Source organism: Glycomyces endophyticus (genome assembly GCF_039531525.1).
Lineage (GTDB): Bacteria > Actinomycetota > Actinomycetes > Mycobacteriales > Micromonosporaceae > Glycomyces > Glycomyces endophyticus.
Map to the genome: position 1 here is coordinate 289,941 of NZ_BAAAQF010000005.1, position 16,117 is coordinate 306,057.

At 72.0% G+C, this 16,117-nt stretch carries 14 protein-coding genes; 10 read left to right on the forward strand and 4 right to left on the reverse strand.

Annotation, left to right across the window (positions count from 1 at the left end; genetic code table 11):
- Positions 1-9 precede the first annotated feature (9 nt).
- From ABD419_RS08055 to ABD419_RS08080, 6 genes are all read left to right on the forward strand, one after another.
- Positions 10-1,536, forward strand: coding sequence for an extracellular solute-binding protein (locus tag ABD419_RS08055; protein ID WP_344484202.1), 1,527 nt, complete (start codon positions 10-12; stop codon positions 1,534-1,536).
- A 61-nt stretch (positions 1,537-1,597) separates the two neighbouring features.
- Positions 1,598-2,557, forward strand: a complete 960-nt coding sequence (locus ABD419_RS08060) for an ABC transporter permease (RefSeq protein ID WP_344484205.1) — start codon at positions 1,598-1,600, stop codon at positions 2,555-2,557.
- Positions 2,557-3,441, forward strand: a complete 885-nt coding sequence (locus ABD419_RS08065; protein WP_344484208.1) for a carbohydrate ABC transporter permease — start codon at positions 2,557-2,559, stop codon at positions 3,439-3,441. The genes ABD419_RS08060 and ABD419_RS08065 overlap by 1 nt, the downstream gene beginning before the upstream one ends.
- Positions 3,441-4,142, forward strand: coding sequence for a rhamnogalacturonan acetylesterase (locus tag ABD419_RS08070; RefSeq protein WP_344484211.1), 702 nt, complete (start codon positions 3,441-3,443; stop codon positions 4,140-4,142). The genes ABD419_RS08065 and ABD419_RS08070 overlap by 1 nt, the downstream gene beginning before the upstream one ends.
- Complete coding sequence (locus ABD419_RS08075) at positions 4,139-4,795, forward strand: DUF1961 family protein (protein WP_344484214.1); 657 nt, start codon at positions 4,139-4,141, stop codon at positions 4,793-4,795. The genes ABD419_RS08070 and ABD419_RS08075 overlap by 4 nt, the downstream gene beginning before the upstream one ends.
- Positions 4,792-7,428 (forward strand): exo-rhamnogalacturonan lyase family protein, encoded by a 2,637-nt coding sequence (locus ABD419_RS08080; RefSeq protein WP_344484217.1) that lies wholly within the window; start codon positions 4,792-4,794, stop codon positions 7,426-7,428. Before ABD419_RS08075 ends, ABD419_RS08080 begins: the two co-directional genes overlap by 4 nt.
- Positions 7,429-7,477: 49 nt before the next feature.
- Here ABD419_RS08080 and ABD419_RS08085 read toward each other — a convergent pair whose 3' ends face one another.
- Positions 7,478-7,945: an Hsp20/alpha crystallin family protein gene (locus ABD419_RS08085; RefSeq protein ID WP_344484220.1), complete on the reverse strand. Its 468-nt coding sequence runs from the start codon at positions 7,943-7,945 to the stop codon at positions 7,478-7,480.
- 226 nt (positions 7,946-8,171) lie between these two features.
- On the opposite strand from ABD419_RS08085, the gene ABD419_RS08090 reads away from it, so the two are divergent.
- The 3 genes from ABD419_RS08090 to ABD419_RS08100 all read left to right on the forward strand — a co-directional run bounded on the left by ABD419_RS08090 (position 8,172) and on the right by ABD419_RS08100 (position 12,028).
- Positions 8,172-10,175 carry a TPM domain-containing protein gene (locus ABD419_RS08090; RefSeq protein ID WP_344484223.1) on the forward strand — a complete coding sequence of 668 codons (2,004 nt, stop codon included), beginning with the start codon at positions 8,172-8,174 and terminating at the stop codon, positions 10,173-10,175.
- A 60-nt stretch (positions 10,176-10,235) separates the two neighbouring features.
- Positions 10,236-10,949, forward strand: coding sequence for a PspA/IM30 family protein (locus ABD419_RS08095; protein WP_344484226.1), 714 nt, complete (start codon positions 10,236-10,238; stop codon positions 10,947-10,949).
- Positions 10,950-11,050: 101 nt separating this feature from the next.
- Entirely contained in the window at positions 11,051-12,028 is a 978-nt protein-coding gene (locus tag ABD419_RS08100) for a phosphotransferase family protein (protein WP_344484229.1), read from the forward strand.
- Here ABD419_RS08100 and ABD419_RS08105 read toward each other — a convergent pair.
- The 3 genes from ABD419_RS08105 to ABD419_RS08115 form a co-directional block, all read right to left on the reverse strand.
- Entirely contained in the window at positions 12,025-12,507 is a 483-nt protein-coding gene (locus tag ABD419_RS08105) for a DUF4188 domain-containing protein (protein WP_344484232.1), read from the reverse strand. The genes ABD419_RS08100 and ABD419_RS08105 overlap by 4 nt on opposite strands.
- Positions 12,508-12,623: 116 nt before the next feature.
- The gene (locus tag ABD419_RS08110) at positions 12,624-15,005 is read right to left on the reverse strand and encodes a phosphoketolase family protein (RefSeq protein WP_344484235.1); all 2,382 of its coding nucleotides are present in this window, start codon (positions 15,003-15,005) and stop codon (positions 12,624-12,626) included.
- 72 nt (positions 15,006-15,077) lie between these two features.
- Positions 15,078-15,323, reverse strand: coding sequence for a hypothetical protein (locus ABD419_RS08115; RefSeq protein ID WP_344484238.1), 246 nt, complete (start codon positions 15,321-15,323; stop codon positions 15,078-15,080).
- 122 nt (positions 15,324-15,445) lie between these two features.
- On the opposite strand from ABD419_RS08115, the gene ABD419_RS08120 reads away from it, so the two are divergent.
- Positions 15,446-16,105 (forward strand): GNAT family N-acetyltransferase, encoded by a 660-nt coding sequence (locus ABD419_RS08120; RefSeq protein ID WP_344484240.1) that lies wholly within the window; start codon positions 15,446-15,448, stop codon positions 16,103-16,105.
- Positions 16,106-16,117 lie beyond the last annotated feature (12 nt).

Genomic DNA, 16,117 nt, shown 5'->3' on the forward strand with positions numbered 1-16,117 from the left:
AGGACCCCCATGTTGAAAAGCAAGCGCATACCGCTCGCGGTGCTCGCCGCGTCGAGCCTCGCCCTGACCACCGCGTGCTCCGACGGCGGCGAGGGGAGCGGCGAACCCCTTGAGTCGCTGACCATCATGGCGCCGTTCTTCTCCGCGGTCCCGCCCGAGGAGGACGACCCGATCGACGAGGCGCTCAGCGAGCTCGCCGGACTCGACCTCAGCGTCCAGTGGGTGCCCAACACCGACTACGGCAGCAAGACCAACACCGTGCTCGCCGGCGACGACATCCCCGACGTCATGGTCATCCAGGGCAAGGACCAGTCGTTCGTCCAGACCGCCGAGGCCGGCGGGTTCTGGGACCTCACCGACTACCTCGCCTCCGGCGACTACCCGAACCTCGTCACCGAGAACCCGCAGGTCCAGGAGGCCTCCAGCGTCAACGGGAAGGTCTACGGCGTCTACCGCGCCCGCGACGTCATCCGCACCAGCGTCATCCTCCGCCAGGACTGGCTCGACAACCTCGGCCTCGCCGCCCCGCAGACCACCGCCGACCTCTACGAGATCGCCCGCGCCTTCACCGAGGACGACCCCGACGGCAACGGCCAGGACGACACCTACGGCATGATCAACCCGGCGTGGGGCGGCATCGGCAACGGCAGCCCCTACGACGCCATGGAGGTCTGGCACGGCTCGGGCAACCTCTGGACCGAGGAGGGCGGCGAACTCGCCCCCGCCTTCACCACCGACGAATGGGTCCAGGCGCTCCGGTACGAGCGCGACCTCGTCGCCAACGGCTACGTCAACCCCGACTACGCCACGATGGACCCCGCCACCTGGAACGAGCCGTTCCTGAACGGCAAGGGCGGCATCATCATCGACGTGCAGTCCCGCGCCACCCAGCTCGCCGGCCTGTTCAAGGAGCAGGACCCCGACAACTACGACCGGTACGTGGCGCTCGTCGGCCAGCTCGACGGCCCGAACGGCACCTACGCGCTGCCCACCGCCGGGTACTCCGGCTTCCTCGCCGTCCCCCGCGCCGGCGTGCAGACCGAGGACCAGCTCAAGCAGGTCCTCGCGGCCCTCAACGAGCTGAACACCACCGAGGCCCAGAACCTCATGAACCACGGCATCGAAGGGGACAACTTCACCGTCGTCGACGGCGAGGCCGTCTTCGACCCCGCCAAGCAGGACTTCACCGACCAGGTCACCGGGGCCTGGGCCCAGCTCGGCACCAACGTCGCCGGGTACGACGCCTACCCGATCCAGCAGGAGACCGAGTACGACCAGGCGCTCTACCAGCTCCGCCTCGACCTCCAGGCCGAGGACGCCGCGAACGCGGTGTTCAACCCGGCCGCCGCGCTCGTGTCGCCGACCTACACCACCAGCGGCGCGCAGCTCGACACCATCATCGCCGACGCCCGGATCCAGTACATCGCCGGACAGATCGACGAGGCCGGACTCCAGGCCGCGATCGAGACGTGGCGCTCCAGCGGCGGCGACGACGTCACGCAGGAGATCAACGACCTCTACGCCGACCTGAACTGACCCGGCGCGGGGCCGGCCGACCCGCGGCCGGCCCCGCACACCGACCCCCAAGGAGACTGCGATGACGACCGCCATCGAGGCCGACCGCGAACCACCGGGCGCGAGGACGCCCGCCCGCCGGGGCCCTTGGACCGCCGCGGTGCGCTACCGCTGGCTGTTCCTCCTCATGCTGCCCGGCCTCCTCTACTTCGCCCTGTTCCGGTTCTGGCCCATGTACGGCGCCCGCATCGCGTTCAAGAACTACATCCCGTTCCTCGGCATCGACGGCAGCGAATGGGTCGGCCTGGCCCACTTCCAGGCGTTCCTCACCAACCCCGACTTCCCCCGGCTGCTCACCAACACTCTCGTCGTCGCCGGGCTCAGCCTCTTCATCGCGTTCCCGCTCACCATCGTGCTCGCGCTGCTCCTCAACGAGCTGCGCCTCCAGATCCTCAAGCGCACCGTGCAGACGCTCGTCTACATCCCGCACTTCCTGTCGTGGACCGTCGTCGTCTCCATCACCGCGCTGCTGTTCGCGATCGGCACCGGACCACTGTGGACGTTCTTCTCCGGGCTCCTCGGCACCGACGCGAACATGCTCGCCGACCCCGACTGGTTCCGCCCGCTCGTGCTCATGCAGATGGTCTGGAAGGACACCGGCTGGGGCACCATCATCTTCCTCGCGGCCCTCGCCGGGGTCGACCAGGAGCAGTACGAGGCCGCCGTCATCGACGGCGCCGGGCGCTGGCAGCGCGTCTGGCACATCACGATCCCCTCGATCCTCCCGACGATCGTGGTGCTGCTCATCCTCCACACCGGGCAGATCCTCAACACCGGGTTCGAGCAGATCTACCTGATGTCGAACTCGCTCAACCGGACCGTGGCCGACGTGTTCGACACGTACGTCTACTTCGCCGGCATCGAGCAGGGCGCCTACTCCTACTCCACGGCCGTCGGCCTGTTCAAGGCGCTCGTGGGGCTCGTGCTCATCTTCGGCACCAACTGGCTCGCCAAGCGCTTCAACCAGCAGGGGATCTTCTGATGGCCTCCACCTCCCACAAGCGGTTCAACACCCGGGCCGGCCGCGCCTTCGACGTCCTCAACGTCGTCGTCCTCACCGGCGTCGGACTGCTCGCGATCCTGCCGTTCCTGTACGTCCTCGCCGGGTCCTTCGCGACCGAGCTGGAGATCACCACCCGGCCGTTCTTCGTGTGGCCGAACGAGATCACCACCAGCTCGTACCAGTCGATCCTGTCCTCGGACGTGTTCGTGCGCGCCTTCGCGACCACCGTCGTCGTCACCTTCGTCGGCACGCTCGTGCAGCTGGCCCTGACCGCGCTGATGGCGTACCCGCTCTCCAAGGCCGACCTCCCCGGCCGCCGCACCATCCTCAGCCTCGTCGTGTTCACCATGGTCTTCAGCGCCGGCATGATCCCCACGTTCCTCGTCGTCAAGGACCTCGGCCTGCTCGACACGTACTGGGCGCTCATCCTGCCGATGGCGATCAACCCGTTCAGCCTCATCATCATCAAGAACTTCTTCCAGCAGCTCCCGCAGGAGCTGGAGGAGTCGGCGAAGATCGACGGCGCGAACGAGCTCCAGGTCCTGTGGCACGTGATCCTCCCGCTGTCCAAACCCGTGCTGGCGACGTTCGCGCTGTTCTACGCCGTCGGCATCTGGAACGACTACCTCTCGCCGCTGCTGTACCTCAGCGACACCGGCAAGTGGACGCTCCAGATGATCCTGCGGCAGGTCACGGCCGCGGCCTCCCTCTCGGCCGACGAGATGGCGACCGACGTGCCGCCGCCCGCGCAGGGCATCAAGTTCGCGGTGGTCGTCATCGCGACCATCCCCGTGCTCCTGGCGTACCCGTTCCTCCAGAAGCACTTCGCCAAAGGCATGCTGATCGGAAGTGTGAAGGGCTGATGACGATCCACCTCGCCGGCGACTCCACCGTCGCCCCCACCGACGGCGGCGCCACCGCCGGCCGCCCCGACCTGCCGCTCCTCGGCTGGGGCGACGAGCTCCAGCGGTTCACGGACGAACCGGTCCGCAACCACGCCAAGGGCGGCGCGACCACCCTGTCCTTCCGCGAGGAGGGCCGCTGGGACGCCCTCGCCGCCGAGCTCGCGCCCGGCGACACCGTCGTGATCCAGTTCGGCCACAACGACCAGAAGGAGCCCGAGACCCTCGCCGCGGACGGCGGCTACCGCGACCGGCTCGCCGTCTTCACCGCCGAGACCCGCGCCGCCGGGGCCCGGCCCGTCCTCGCCACCAGCGTCGAGCGCCGCATGTTCGCCGACGGGGCCCTGCGCCGCTCGCACGGCCCCTACCCCGCCGCCGTGCGCGCCCTCGGCCGGGAACTGGGCGTGCCCGTCATCGACCTGACGCCGTTCACCCGCTGGCTCTACACCTGGCTCGGCGAGGACCGGTCGGCCGCGCTGTTCGTCCACGGCGCGGCCGCCGACCTCGGCGTCGTGGTCGACGACAAGCTCCGGAACGACAACACCCACTTCACGACCGCGGGCGCGGGCGCCGTCGCCCGGTTCGTCGCCGAGCACCTGCACGCCCTCGACGGCGTCGGCGACGACCAGGAGCCCCTGGGGCAGTGGCTGGTGCGGCCGTGACCTACCGCAACCCGCTCGCGGCCCCCGCGGACCTCGCCGGCTGGACCGCCGAGGGCCCCGCGGGGATCGCGCACGCGGACGGCGGCCTCGTCCTCTCCAGCACCGCCGACGAGGCCGCGCTCGCCGCCGCCGGACGCGGCGACCACGCCCACTTCACGCTGTGGTGCCCCGAGGTGTTCCCCGCCGACGTCGCGATCGAGTGGGACGTCCGGCCCCTCGCCGGCGACGGCCTGGCGATGCTGTTCTTCGCCGCGACCGGGACCGGCGGGCGCGACCTGTTCGACCCCGCGCTCGCGCCGCGCACCGGCTGGTACCCGCAGTACCACTCCGGCGACGTCGCGACCCTGCACGTGTCCTACCTGCGGCGCAAATGGCCGGCCGAGCGCCGCTTCCGCACCTGCAACCTCCGCAAGAGCCCCGGGTTCCACCTGGTCGCCCAGGGCGCGGACCCGCTGCCCGGGCCCGAGGACGCCGACGGCCACTACCGGGCCCGCGTCGTCAAGCGCGGCCCGGAGGTGTCGTTCGCGATCGACGGCCTGACCCTCTTCACGTTCCACGACGACGAGCCGCTGGGCGCGGGCCGGATCGGCTTCCGCCAGATGGCCCCGCTCGTCTCCCACTACCGCGACCTCGAGGTGACCGCGCTGCCATGACCACCACGCCGAACCCCACTCCCGTCGACGTCCCCCTGCGCTGGCTCGACGACGCCGCGCCCGACCTGGGCCTCGCGGGCGTCACCTGCGGCGTCCCGCTCCCGCCCGGCGCGGTGACCGACCCCGCTGAACTCGCGGTCCTCGACGCCGTCGGCGCGCCCGTCCCGGCCCAGACGTGGCGGCTCGCCGCCTGGCCCGACGGCAGCGTCAAATGGGCCGGCGTCGCCCTCGGCGCGGGCGAACCCGCCGACGGCTACCGGGTCGTGCGCGGCACCGGGCCCGCACCGGCCCGCCGGATCACCGTCACCGAGACCGCCGACGCCGTCGAGGTCGACACCGGCGCCGCGCGGATCACGCTGTCCCGCAGCGGCACCGACCTCGTCCGCTCCATCCGGACCGGCGGCGACGAGGTCGCCTCGGCCGGGCGCCTCGTCTCCAGCCGCCAGGACCGCCCCGAGCCCGACGCGAGCGGCCGGACCGACGCCGTCGGCCACGTCACCGGCGCCGAGGTCGAGCAGGACGGCCCGCTCCGAGCCGTCGTGAAGGTCACCGGCGCCCACCGCGAGGCGACCGGCCGCGAGTGGCTGCCGTTCACCGTGCGCCTGGTCTTCGCCGCCGGGGCCGCGACCTTCCGGATCGTCCACTCCTTCGTCTGGGACGGCGACCCCGACCGGGACTTCCTGTCCTCGCTCGGCCTGGAATTCACCGTGCCGCTGCGCGCCGACCTCCACGACCGGCACGTGCGCCTCGCGGGCGCCGACGGCGGGTTCCTGCGCGAGGCCGTGCGCGGCCTCACCGGCCTGCGCCGCGACCCCGGCGCCGAGGTGCGCGCCGCCCAACTCGACGGCCGCCCGACGCCGGCCCCGGCCGCCTGGGACCGCGACGTCGAGCGCCTCTCGCAGTGGATCCCCGCCTGGGCCGACTACACGCTCCGCCAGCCCAACGCCAACGGCTACTCGATCCACAAGCGCACCGCGCCCGACCGCCCCTGGATCGGCGTCGCGCAGGGCACCCGCGCCGACGGGCTCGCCTACGTCGGCGACACCGGCGGCGGACTCGCCCTGGGGCTCACCGGGTTCTGGCAGTCGCACCCGGTCGGCCTCGACGTGCGGGCCGCCGACACCGAGGCCGCCACCCTCGCCGTCTGGCTCTGGTCGCCCGACGCCGCCCCCATGGACCTGCGGTTCTACCACGACGGGCTCGGCCAGGAGGACTACGCCGACCAGCTCGACGCCCTCGAGATCACCTACGAGGACTACGAACCCGGCTTCGGCACCGCCCACGGCATCGGCCGCACCCACGAACTCACCGTCACGCCGTTCGCCGCGACCCCGCCGGTCGCCGAACTCGCGCGCCTCGCGCACGGCACCGCCCTCCGCCCCCAGCTCGCCGCCTCCCCGGAGGCGCTCCACGCGGCCGGCGTCCTCGGCGACTGGGACCTCCCCGACCGCACCGACCCCCGCCGCGCCGCCCTGGAGGACCGCCTCGACTTCCTCCTCGACTTCTACGTCGGACAGGTCGACCAGCGCTCCTGGTACGGGTTCTGGAACTACGGCGACGTCATGCACGCCTACGACGCCGACCGCCACACCTGGCGCTACGACGTCGGCGGCTACGCCTGGGACAACTCCGAGCTGTCGCCCGACCTGTGGCTGTGGACCTCGTTCCTGCGGACCGGCCGCGCCGACGCCTTCCGCCTCGCCGAGCGCATGACCCGCCACACCGGCGACGTCGACGTCTACCACGCCGGCCCCTGGCAGGGCCTGGGCACCAGGCACAACGTGCAGCACTGGGGGTGCAGCGCCAAGCAGGTCCGCATCTCCACGCCCGCGTACCGCCGCGCCCACTACTTCCTCACCGGCGACGAGCACACCCGCGACCTCATGCTGGAGCTGCGCGACTCCGACGCCGCGTTCCTCGCGCTCGACCCCACCCGCAAGGTGCGGGCCGACGCGGCGACCTACCGGCCCGAGCGCCGCGCGCTCGCCGTCGGCCTCGGCACCGACTGGAGCGCGCTCGCCGCGACCTGGCTCGCGGACTGGGAGATCACCGGGAACGCGCGCTCGCGCGACCGCCTCCTGGGCACCATGGCCGACATCGGCGCCCTGCCGAAGGGCTTCTTCACCGGCGAGGCCCTCTACGACCTCGACACGGGACGGTTCGACACCGGCCGCGACCGAGTCTCGCTTTCCCACCTCTCGGCCGTGTTCGGCCTCGTCGAGGTGTGCAGCGAGCTGGTGTCGCTCATCGACGCCGGGCTGGTCGAGGCCCCCGGGTTCCGGGACGCGTGGCTCCAGTACTGCCGCCTCTACCTCGCCTCGCCCGAGGAGCAGGCCGCGGAGCTCGGGACGGCCCCCGACGGCGTCCACCTGGAGCAGGCGCACTCGCGGCTCGCGGCCTACGCGGCGGACCGCCTCGGCGACGACGCCCTCGCCGACCGGGCGTGGCAGGCGTACTTCAAGGGCGGCGAGTTCATGGGGGAGGACGCCTTCCGCGCCGTGCGGATCCTCCCGCCGGAGGTGCTCGCCCCGGTCGACGAGGCGCGCACGCTGTCCACGAACGACGCCGCCCAGTGCGGCCTCGCCACGATCCAGAACCTGGCCCTCGTGGGGAGGCGGCTCGGCCGGGCGTGAGCGCACGCGAAGGGCCCCGGATCGCTCCGGGGCCCTTCGCGGTGTTCGGTTACTCGGACTCGGTGCCCTCGGCCTCGATCTCGACCGGGGCGCCCGTGACGGGGATCCGCACGGCCTCCCGGGCGGGCTTGACCGCACCGGCGACGCGGACCGTCAGGATGCCGTCGGCGACCTCGGCGGACAGCTGCTCGGCCGCGGTGCCCTCCGGGAGCGTGAACTCGCGGCGGAAGGAGCCGGCGGCGAGGCCGCGCACCAGGTAGCGGTCGCCCTCGGCGCTCTCGCGGGCCTTGCGCTCGGCGGTGACCGAGAGGCGGCGGCCGTCGAGCTCGACGGTCACGTCCTCGGCGCCGACACCCGGCACGGCGGCGCGGACGACCAGGTCCTCGCCCTCGGTGTAGACGTCGGCGCGGAGGGAGTTCTGGACGGCGGCGCGGCCGAAGCCCAGGCGCACGAGGCGCTCGAACTCGCGGTCGAACTGACGGAACGCCGCATAGGGGTGCTGGTAGCGAACGATCATGATGGTCTCCTTTGTCCTCAGTGTTAGCACTCTCGGGTGTTGAGTGCTAACGACCTATACGACGCGCGGACGCCTCCGAATATTTCAGCCGTGACCGGCGTCACCGGCCGTTCCGAGGCCCGACGCCGCCGCCCCGGACCCGAGGAGATCTTCCGAAAGCGCCCGACCTGCGACGACGCGCTCCTAGACTGACTTCGTTTCCGACCGAACGGGGGTGCGGTCCGCGATGAACCGAACCGGCAGCACGGCCAGGCGGGCCGCCGCGGCGCTGACCGCGGCGGTCTTCGCAGCCGTCCTCCTCCAGCCGGCCGCCGCCGAGGCGGTCGCGCCGATCACGCTCTCGGGCACCGTCACCGACCAGGTCGACGCCCTCGGCGACCGCGCCGGCGAGGTCCAGGAGGCGATCGACGACCTCCGGTCCTCCACCGGCATCGGCCTCTACGTCGCCTACATCGAGAGCTTCGACTCGTACTCGCCCCAGACCTGGGCCGACACCAGCGCCGTCGACTCCGGCCTCGGCTCCCAGGACCTCCTCCTCGCGATCGCCACCGGCGACCGCCGCTACACCTGGTCGGTCGACGCCGACTTCCCGCTCACCGACACCCAGCTCAACGAGGTCGCCTCCAGCCTCATCGCCCCGCAGCTCCAGAGCGGCGACTGGGCCCAGGCCGCCGTCGACGCCGCCGCCGGATACGAGGCCGCCTACGAGGGCGGCGACGTCGCCGGGGCCGGATCGGGCTCCGGCGTCAACGTTGTCGGCGTCGTCCTCTGCCTCCTCGCCGTCGCCGCCGTGGTCGTCGGCGCCGTGATCTGGATGCGCCGCCGCAGGAAGCGCCCCGCCGCCGCCGGGGGCGCGGGCGCGCCGCCCGTCGCCCAGCGGTCCACCGAGGACCTCAACAGCGAGGCCAACCGGCTCCTCGTCGAGACCGACGACGCCCTGCGCACCAGCGAGCAGGAACTGGGCTTCGCCGTCGCCGAGTTCGGCGACGAGGCCACCGGCACGTTCTCCGCGACTCTCCAGGCCGCGAAGGAGCAGCTGTCCCAGTCGTTCCGCACCAGGCAGCTCCTCGACGACGACCGGCCCGAGACCGAGGACGAGCGCCGCCGCATGCTCGCCGACATCATCGACCGCCTCACCAAGGCCAACGACGACCTCGACGCCGTCGCCGACGACTTCGACGCCCTCCGCGACCTCGGCAAGCGCGCCCCCGAAGCCATCGCCGCGCTCAAGGAGCGCGCGGCGGGCATCGACCTCTACGCCGCCCGCGCCGCACTCGCGGCCATGGGCGCCGCCTACCCGGCCTCCGCCGTCGAGACGGTCCGCGACTTCCCCGACACCGCCGCCGACCGCCTCCGCTTCGCCCACGACCAGCTCGCCGAGGCCGACCAGGCCGTCGCCGCCGACGACGGCTCCAAGGCCGCCGTCCTCCTGCGCGCCGCCGAGGAGGCCGTCGGCCAGGCCGAGCAGATGGCCGCCGCCGTCGTGCGCCGCGGCGGCGAACTCGACGAGGCCGCCGCCCAGCTCCCCGGCGTCCTCGCCGAGGCCGAGCAGGACGCCGCCGACGCCGAGCGCCTCGCCACCGCCCAAGGCGGCCAGGCCGTCGCCGCCAAGGCCGCGAACCTCCGCGCCGCCATCGCGGATGTCAAGGCGGCGTCCGGACAGGACCCGCTCGCCGCCACCGGCCGCGTCGAGCAGGCCTCCCTCGACCTCGAGCAGGAGGTCCGCGCCCTCCAAGGGGCCGTGCAGCACGCGCAGAAGGCCCAGGCCCAGCTCCAGCAGATGCTCCTGTCGGCCCAGAGCACCGCGGCCGCCGTCGAGGACTACGTGACCACCAACCGCGGCGCGGTCGGCCCCGAGGCCCGCACCCGACTCAACGAGGCCAACCAGCAGCTCGCGCAGGCCCGCGCGCTCGCCGCCACCGACCCGGTGCAGGCGCTCGCGCTGGCGCAGCGCGCCGACCAGCTCGCGAACGCCGCGTCGCAGCTCGCCCAGCAGGACGTGCAGGGCTACCTCGCCCCGTCCAACCCGAACAAGGGCGGCGGTGGCGGCGGGAACGCCGGCGCGATGCTCGGCGGCATCCTGCTCGGCCAGATCCTCGGCGGCGGCGGGAACCGCGGCCCGGGGGGCTTCGGCGGGGGCGGTTTCGGCGGCGGCGGGGGCCGCCGCGGGCCCGGGTCGTTCGGCGGCTCGGGCACCCGCGGGAGGCGAGGGGGTGGGGGCCGGTTCTGAATCCGGGGCGCAGCCCTCTGACCCAATGCACTGCACCGAGTTTGAAACAGGAGTGGACCAATGTCGAAGAAGCAGTCGATCTTCGGGCGGATCTCCCAGCTCGTCAAGGCGAACATCAACGACGCCATCGACAATGCCGAGGACCCCGCCAAGATGCTCGCCCAGATCGAGCGGGACTACAAGAACAGCATCGTGGACGCCGAGAACGCCATCGCTGAGACCATCGGGAACCTGCGGCTGATGGAGGAGGACTACGCCGCGGACCAGAAGGCCGCCGAGGAGTGGGGCGTCAAGGCCAAGAACGCGAGCCAGAAGGCCGACCAGCTGCGCGCCGCCGGGAGCACCGACGAGGCCGACAAGTTCGACAACCTCGCGAAGGTCGCCCTCGGGAAGCAGATCGGCGTCGAGAAGGAGATGTCCGACGAGGCCCCGATCATCAAGAGCCAGCAGGAGGTCGTCGACAAGCTCAAGACCGGCCTGGGCCAGATGAAGGACAAGCTCAACGAGCTCCAGGCGAAGCGCTCCAGTCTCGCGGCCCGCTCCAAGACCGCCGAGGCGCAGCAGAAGGTCAACGAGGCCATCGGCTCGATCGACGTGATGGACCCGCTCAGCGAGGTGAGCCGCTTCGAGGACAAGGTCCGCCGCGAGGAGGCGAAGGTCCGCGGCCACCAGGAGCTCGCGATGTCCTCGCTCGACAGCCAGTTCGAGGCTCTGAACGACGTCAGCACCGACGCCGACGTGGAGGCCCGCCTGGCGGCCCTCAAAGCGGGCTGAACCGCCGTGACCCGACGGCCCCGGAGCGATGCGCTCCGGGGCCGTTCGGCCGCGGTGGGAACGCTGTTGCGCCGCCGCCGCTCCCCGGCCAGAATGGCGCCATGTCCGAAGTCGCCATCCGCCCCCGCCTCGACCGCGCCGACGTCGAGGCCCTCGTCCGCGGCGCGCTCGGCGCCGACCTCGAGTTCACCGCCCACGAGGAGTTCAAGGACGGCTTCTTCAACGCCGCGCACGCCCTCGCGATCACCGACGGCCGCCGCGTCGTCGTCAAGGTCGCCCCCGACCGGGGCCTGAAGCTGCTGCGCTACGAGGTCGACCTCATGGCGACCGAGATCGAGTGCTTCGAGCGGGGCATCGCCGCGGGCGTGCCCATGCCGCGGCTGTGGCACGCCGACCCCGAGGGCGGCGTCATCATCATCGACCGGCTCGCCGGCGTCCCGCTCCCGAAGGTCCGCGAGGAGATCCCCGCCGACCAGCTCCTGCTGCTGCGCAAGGAGATCGGTGCCGCGAGCGCGGGCTACGCGACCGTGACCGGCGCGCACTTCGGCTACCCGCGCGCGAGCGGGCGCACCACGGCCGACACCTGGTCCGCCGCGTTCCGCATGATGGTCGACGACGTCCTCGACGACATCGAGGAGCAGGGCACCGCCCTCCCGCGCCCGGTCGCGGCCATCCGGGCCCTGGTCCGGGCCGAGCACGTGCTGCTCGACGAGGTGCAGCGGCCCGCGCTGGTCCACTTCGACCTGTGGGACGGCAACATCTTCGTGAAGCGCGAGGGTGACCGGTGGTCACTGGAGGCGTTCATCGACGGCGAGCGCGCGTTCTACGGCGACCCGATCGCCGAGCTGGTGTCGCTCCAGATGATCCCGGAGGCGGAGTTCCCGGCGGTCGTGGACGGCTTCCTGGGACGCCCGCTGACCGCGGGGGAGGAGCGGCGGCTCGCGCTCTACCGCACGTACATCATGCTCATCCTGGTCGCCGAGTGCAAGGTGCGCGGGTTCGACCCCGAGCAGGAGGCGAACCAGACCAAGTGGGCCACCGAGACCCTGGAGCGGGACCTCACGGCGTTCGGACTCTAGACCGACCCGTGGTGGTCGTGGTGGTGGTCGTCCGGATCGGTGCGCGCGGCCTCCTTCTCCTTGGTGGCGCGCGCGAGCCCGAAGGGCGGCATGTTGAAGTACGAGGTCTCGAACGCCCCCGCGGGCACCTGGTACAGCTCGTGCCACAGGCCCACGTCGCCGTTGTCCTTGACGCTGCGGTTGAACCACTTCCAGAACCCGCGGTGCAGGCGCTCCTGGGAGTGCGCGTACTCCTCCAGGTGCTCGCCGCTCCGCCAGTACTGGACGACCATGACCACCCGCCCGCTCACGGCGAACCGGGAGTCGAGTAGCCCCAGCTCCGGGTCGGACTCCAGTTCCCGCAGGATCTTCCGCAGCGCGACGAGGACCGGCACCCACGTCCCGACCTTCCACAGCCGGTTGATCCTGACGCCGCCGGTGAACACCACGACGGCCTCTCCGTAGTCCACTACGACGCGTCCGGGCCTGACCTTCGCCACGTGAGGACCTCCAAGGGGGTGAGCGGGTGAGCCTCCCCTAAGAGGTTAACGAAGCGTGTTCGCGGAGCGTCAAGCGGTTGCAGCTGCGCCTTCCGTCACTTGTGTTGCACGGCAACCTAACCTGGCCAGCTCCAATCGGCGACCTCGGGCAGGTCCTCGCCGTGCGTCCGGGTGTGCTCGCGGGCGGCGTGGCGGGCGTCGACCATGCGCTGGCGCAGGCCCGCCGCGTTCGGGCCCAGGCCCGGGACGCGGTCGATGACGTCCATGACCAGGCGGAACCGGTCGAGGTCGTTGAGCATGACCATGTCGAAGGGCGTGGTCGTGGTGCCCTCCTCCTTGTAGCCGCGCACGTGGATGTTGTCGTGGTTGGTGCGCCGGTAGGTGAGCCGGTGGATGAGCGTCGGGTAGCCGTGGAAGGCGAACAGGACGGGCCGGTCGGCGGTGAAGACCGTGTCGAACTCGCGGTCGCCGAGGCCGTGCGGGTGCTCGCTCTCGGGCTGGAGCCGCATCAGGTCCACCACGTTCACCACCCGGACCTTCAACTCCGGCAGGTGGGTCCGCAGCAGGTCCGCGGCGGCCAGGACCTCCAGTGTGGGCACGTCCCCGGCGCACGCCAGGACCACGTCGGGCTCCTCGCCGCCGTCGGTCGAGGCCCACTCCCAGATCCCCAGGCCCCGTTCGCAGTGGCGCACCGCCTCCTCCATGCTCGTGTACTGGAGCGCGGGCTGCTTCCAGGCGACCACCACGTTCACGTACTGGCGGCTCCGCAGGCAGTGGTCCATCGTGGACAGCAGCGTGTTGGCGTCCGGCGGCAGGTACACCCGCACGATGTCGGCCTTCTTGTTCATCACGTGGTCGATGAAGCCCGGGTCCTGGTGCGAGAACCCGTTGTGGTCCTGGCGCCACACGTGGCTCGACAGGAGGTAGTTCAGCGACGCGACGGGCCGCCGCCACGGGATGTCCCGCGAGGAGTCCAGCCACTTCGCGTGCTGGTTGAACATCGCGTCGACGATGTGGATGAACGCCTCGTAGCTGGTGAACAGGCCGTGCCGGCCCGTCAGCAGGTACCCCTCCAGCCAGCCCTCGCACAGGTGCTCCGACAGGACCTCCATGACCCGCCCGTGCGGGGCCTGGTGCACGTCGGTCGGCAGGATCTCCGCCTGCCACTGCCGGTCGGTCGTCTCGAAGACCGCGCCCAGCCGGTTCGACTCGACCTCGTCGGGCCCGAACAGCCGGAACCGGTCCGGGTTCGCGGACATGACGTCCCGCAGCCACGCCCCCAGCGCCCGCGTCGCCTCCCCGACGGTCGAACCGTGCCCCTCGGTCTCGACCCCGTAGTCCCGGTAGTCCGGCAGCACCAGGTCGCGCAGCACCAGCCCGCCGTTCGCGTGCGGGTTCGCGCTCATCCGCGCCTCGCCCTCCGGTGGTAGGCCCAGCAGCGCCGGCACCGGCGCGCCCGTCGCGTCGAACAGCTCCTCCGGCCGGTACGAGCGCATCCACTCCTCGAGCATCGCCAGGTGATCGGCGTTCGTCCGCACCCCCGACAGCGGCACCTGATGCGCCCGCCACGTGCCCTCCACCGGCGTGCCGTCTACATCAGACGGACCCGTCCAGCCCTTCGGCGTGCGCAGCACGATCATCGGCCAGCGCGGCCGCACCGGCAGCCCGTTCGCCCGCGACCGCGCATCCGCCCGGATCTCCGCGATCCGGTCGAAGCACGCGTCCAGCGCCCCCGCGAGCGCCTGGTGCACCTCCGCCGGATCGTCCCCGTCCACCAGCACCGGGTCGTACCCGCAGCCGCGGAAGAAGCTCGCCCGGTCCTCGTCCGAGATCCGCGCGAAGATCGTCTGGTTCGCGATCTTGTACCCGTTCAAGTGCAGGATCGGCAGGACCGTGCCGTCCGAGACCGGGTTCAGGAACACGTTCGAGAACCACGACCCCGCCAGCGGCCCCGTCTCGGCCTCGCCGTCGCCGACCACGCACGCGACCGTCAGCTCCGGGTTGTCGAACGCCGCCCCGAACGCGTGCGACAGCGCGTACCCCAGCTCGCCGCCCTCGTGGATCGAACCCGGCACCTCCGCCGCCACATGCGACGGGATCCCGCCCGGGAACGAGAACTGCCGGAACAGCCGCCGCATCCCCTCCTCGGAGTGGTTCACCGACGGGTACAGCTCCGGGTACGTGCCCTCCAGCCATGTGTTCGCGACCATCGCCGGACCGCCGTGCCCCGGCCCGCACACGTAGATCATGTCCAGTCCGCGGGCCTTGATGCAGCGGTTGAGGTGCGCGTAGATCAGGCTCAGGCCCGGACTGGTGCCCCAGTGCCCGAGCAGGCGCGGCTTGATGTGCTCCGGCCGCAGCGGCTCCCGCAGCAGGGGGTTGTCGAGCAGGTAGATCTGCCCCACGGTCAGGTAGTTCGCGGCGCGCCAGTAGGCGTCGACCCCGGCGAGCTCGTCATCGGTCAGGGGAGCGGAGCGATCGGTCTTCGCGGTGTCCATGCGTCAGAGCGTGCCCCATCGCGCGCGGATTGACCGTGATTCGGAAGAATTCCTCGCGCGCCCGCGACGGCCCTACTCCGCCTCGCCGCGCCGCCGCTCCAGCGACGCCAGCCGCGACCTGATCTCGATCAGCGACGCCCGGATCTCCGTCGCGTCCACGCTCGCCTTCTCCGCCAGCTCCCGGTACTGCGACTCCCGCGCCGCCGCCGCCCGCGCCTTCGACGCCGACGCCGCGAAGAAGAGGCCCGCGATGATGATCGCCGCGACCAGCAAGAACATCCCGAAGACGAACAGCATCCCCGACTGGCCCATGTTCATGCCGCGCCTCCACTCCCTCGACTCCGTCCCCGGAAGTCTAGGCGGCCCCCCGCCCCCGCGCCCGATCGCCGTCATCGCAGAACTCGATTGCGGACCCCGGCCCCGCTCAGGAGAATCGGACCATGCTCGCCGACCACCTGCCGATCCTCCGCCTCCGGCTCCGCACCGACCGCCTCGAACTGCGCCTGCCCCAGCACCCCGACGAGATCGCCGCCCTCGCCGACACCGCCGCCGCCGGCGTCCACGACCCCGGCTTCATGCCCTTCTCCATCCCCTGGACCGCCGACGGCCCCGCCGCCACCGCCCGCAGCGTCGCCCTCTGGTACCACCGCGCCGTCGGCCGCTGGGACGCCAAGGACTGGGGATACCCGTTCTTCGTCTTCCACGACGGCGACCCCATCGGCGTCCAGGTCGTCGCCGGCAAAGACTTCGCCCTCACCCGCGAAGTCGACTCCGGCTCCTGGATCGGCCGTGCTCACCAAGGCAACGGCTACGGCACCGAGATGCGCGCCGCCGTCCTCCACCTCGCCTTCGCCGGCCTCGGCGCCGAGACCGCCCGCAGCGGCTCCTACGACGGCAACGACGCCTCCGCCCGCGTCTCCCGCCGCCTCGGCTACCGGCCCGACGGCGAGGAGTTCCACGTCGTCCAGGACCGGCGCCGCCACCTCAACCGCTGGCGCCTCACCCGCGCCGACTGGGAGGCCCACCGCACCCACGACGTCGCCATCGACGGCCTCGACGGCGACGTCCTCTCCATGCTCGGCCTCGACCCGCCCGCCTGACCGATCGCGCCC

Bases quoted from the DNA above. Each gene is read 5' to 3' on its own strand.
- ABD419_RS08055 (WP_344484202.1), top strand. From the start codon at position 10: ATGTTGAAAAGCAAGCGCATACCGCTCGCGGTGCTCGCCGCGTCGAGC.
- ABD419_RS08060 (WP_344484205.1), top strand. From the start codon at position 1,598: ATGACGACCGCCATCGAGGCCGACCGCGAACCACCGGGCGCGAGGACG.
- ABD419_RS08065 (WP_344484208.1), top strand. From the start codon at position 2,557: ATGGCCTCCACCTCCCACAAGCGGTTCAACACCCGGGCCGGCCGCGCC.
- ABD419_RS08070 (WP_344484211.1), top strand. From the start codon at position 3,441: ATGACGATCCACCTCGCCGGCGACTCCACCGTCGCCCCCACCGACGGC.
- ABD419_RS08080 (WP_344484217.1), top strand. From the start codon at position 4,792: ATGACCACCACGCCGAACCCCACTCCCGTCGACGTCCCCCTGCGCTGG.
- ABD419_RS08085 (WP_344484220.1), bottom strand. From the start codon at position 7,945: ATGATCGTTCGCTACCAGCACCCCTATGCGGCGTTCCGTCAGTTCGAC.
- ABD419_RS08090 (WP_344484223.1), top strand. From the start codon at position 8,172: ATGAACCGAACCGGCAGCACGGCCAGGCGGGCCGCCGCGGCGCTGACC.
- ABD419_RS08095 (WP_344484226.1), top strand. From the start codon at position 10,236: ATGTCGAAGAAGCAGTCGATCTTCGGGCGGATCTCCCAGCTCGTCAAG.
- ABD419_RS08100 (WP_344484229.1), top strand. From the start codon at position 11,051: ATGTCCGAAGTCGCCATCCGCCCCCGCCTCGACCGCGCCGACGTCGAG.
- ABD419_RS08110 (WP_344484235.1), bottom strand. From the start codon at position 15,005: ATGGACACCGCGAAGACCGATCGCTCCGCTCCCCTGACCGATGACGAG.
- ABD419_RS08115 (WP_344484238.1), bottom strand. From the start codon at position 15,323: ATGAACATGGGCCAGTCGGGGATGCTGTTCGTCTTCGGGATGTTCTTG.
- ABD419_RS08120 (WP_344484240.1), top strand. From the start codon at position 15,446: ATGCTCGCCGACCACCTGCCGATCCTCCGCCTCCGGCTCCGCACCGAC.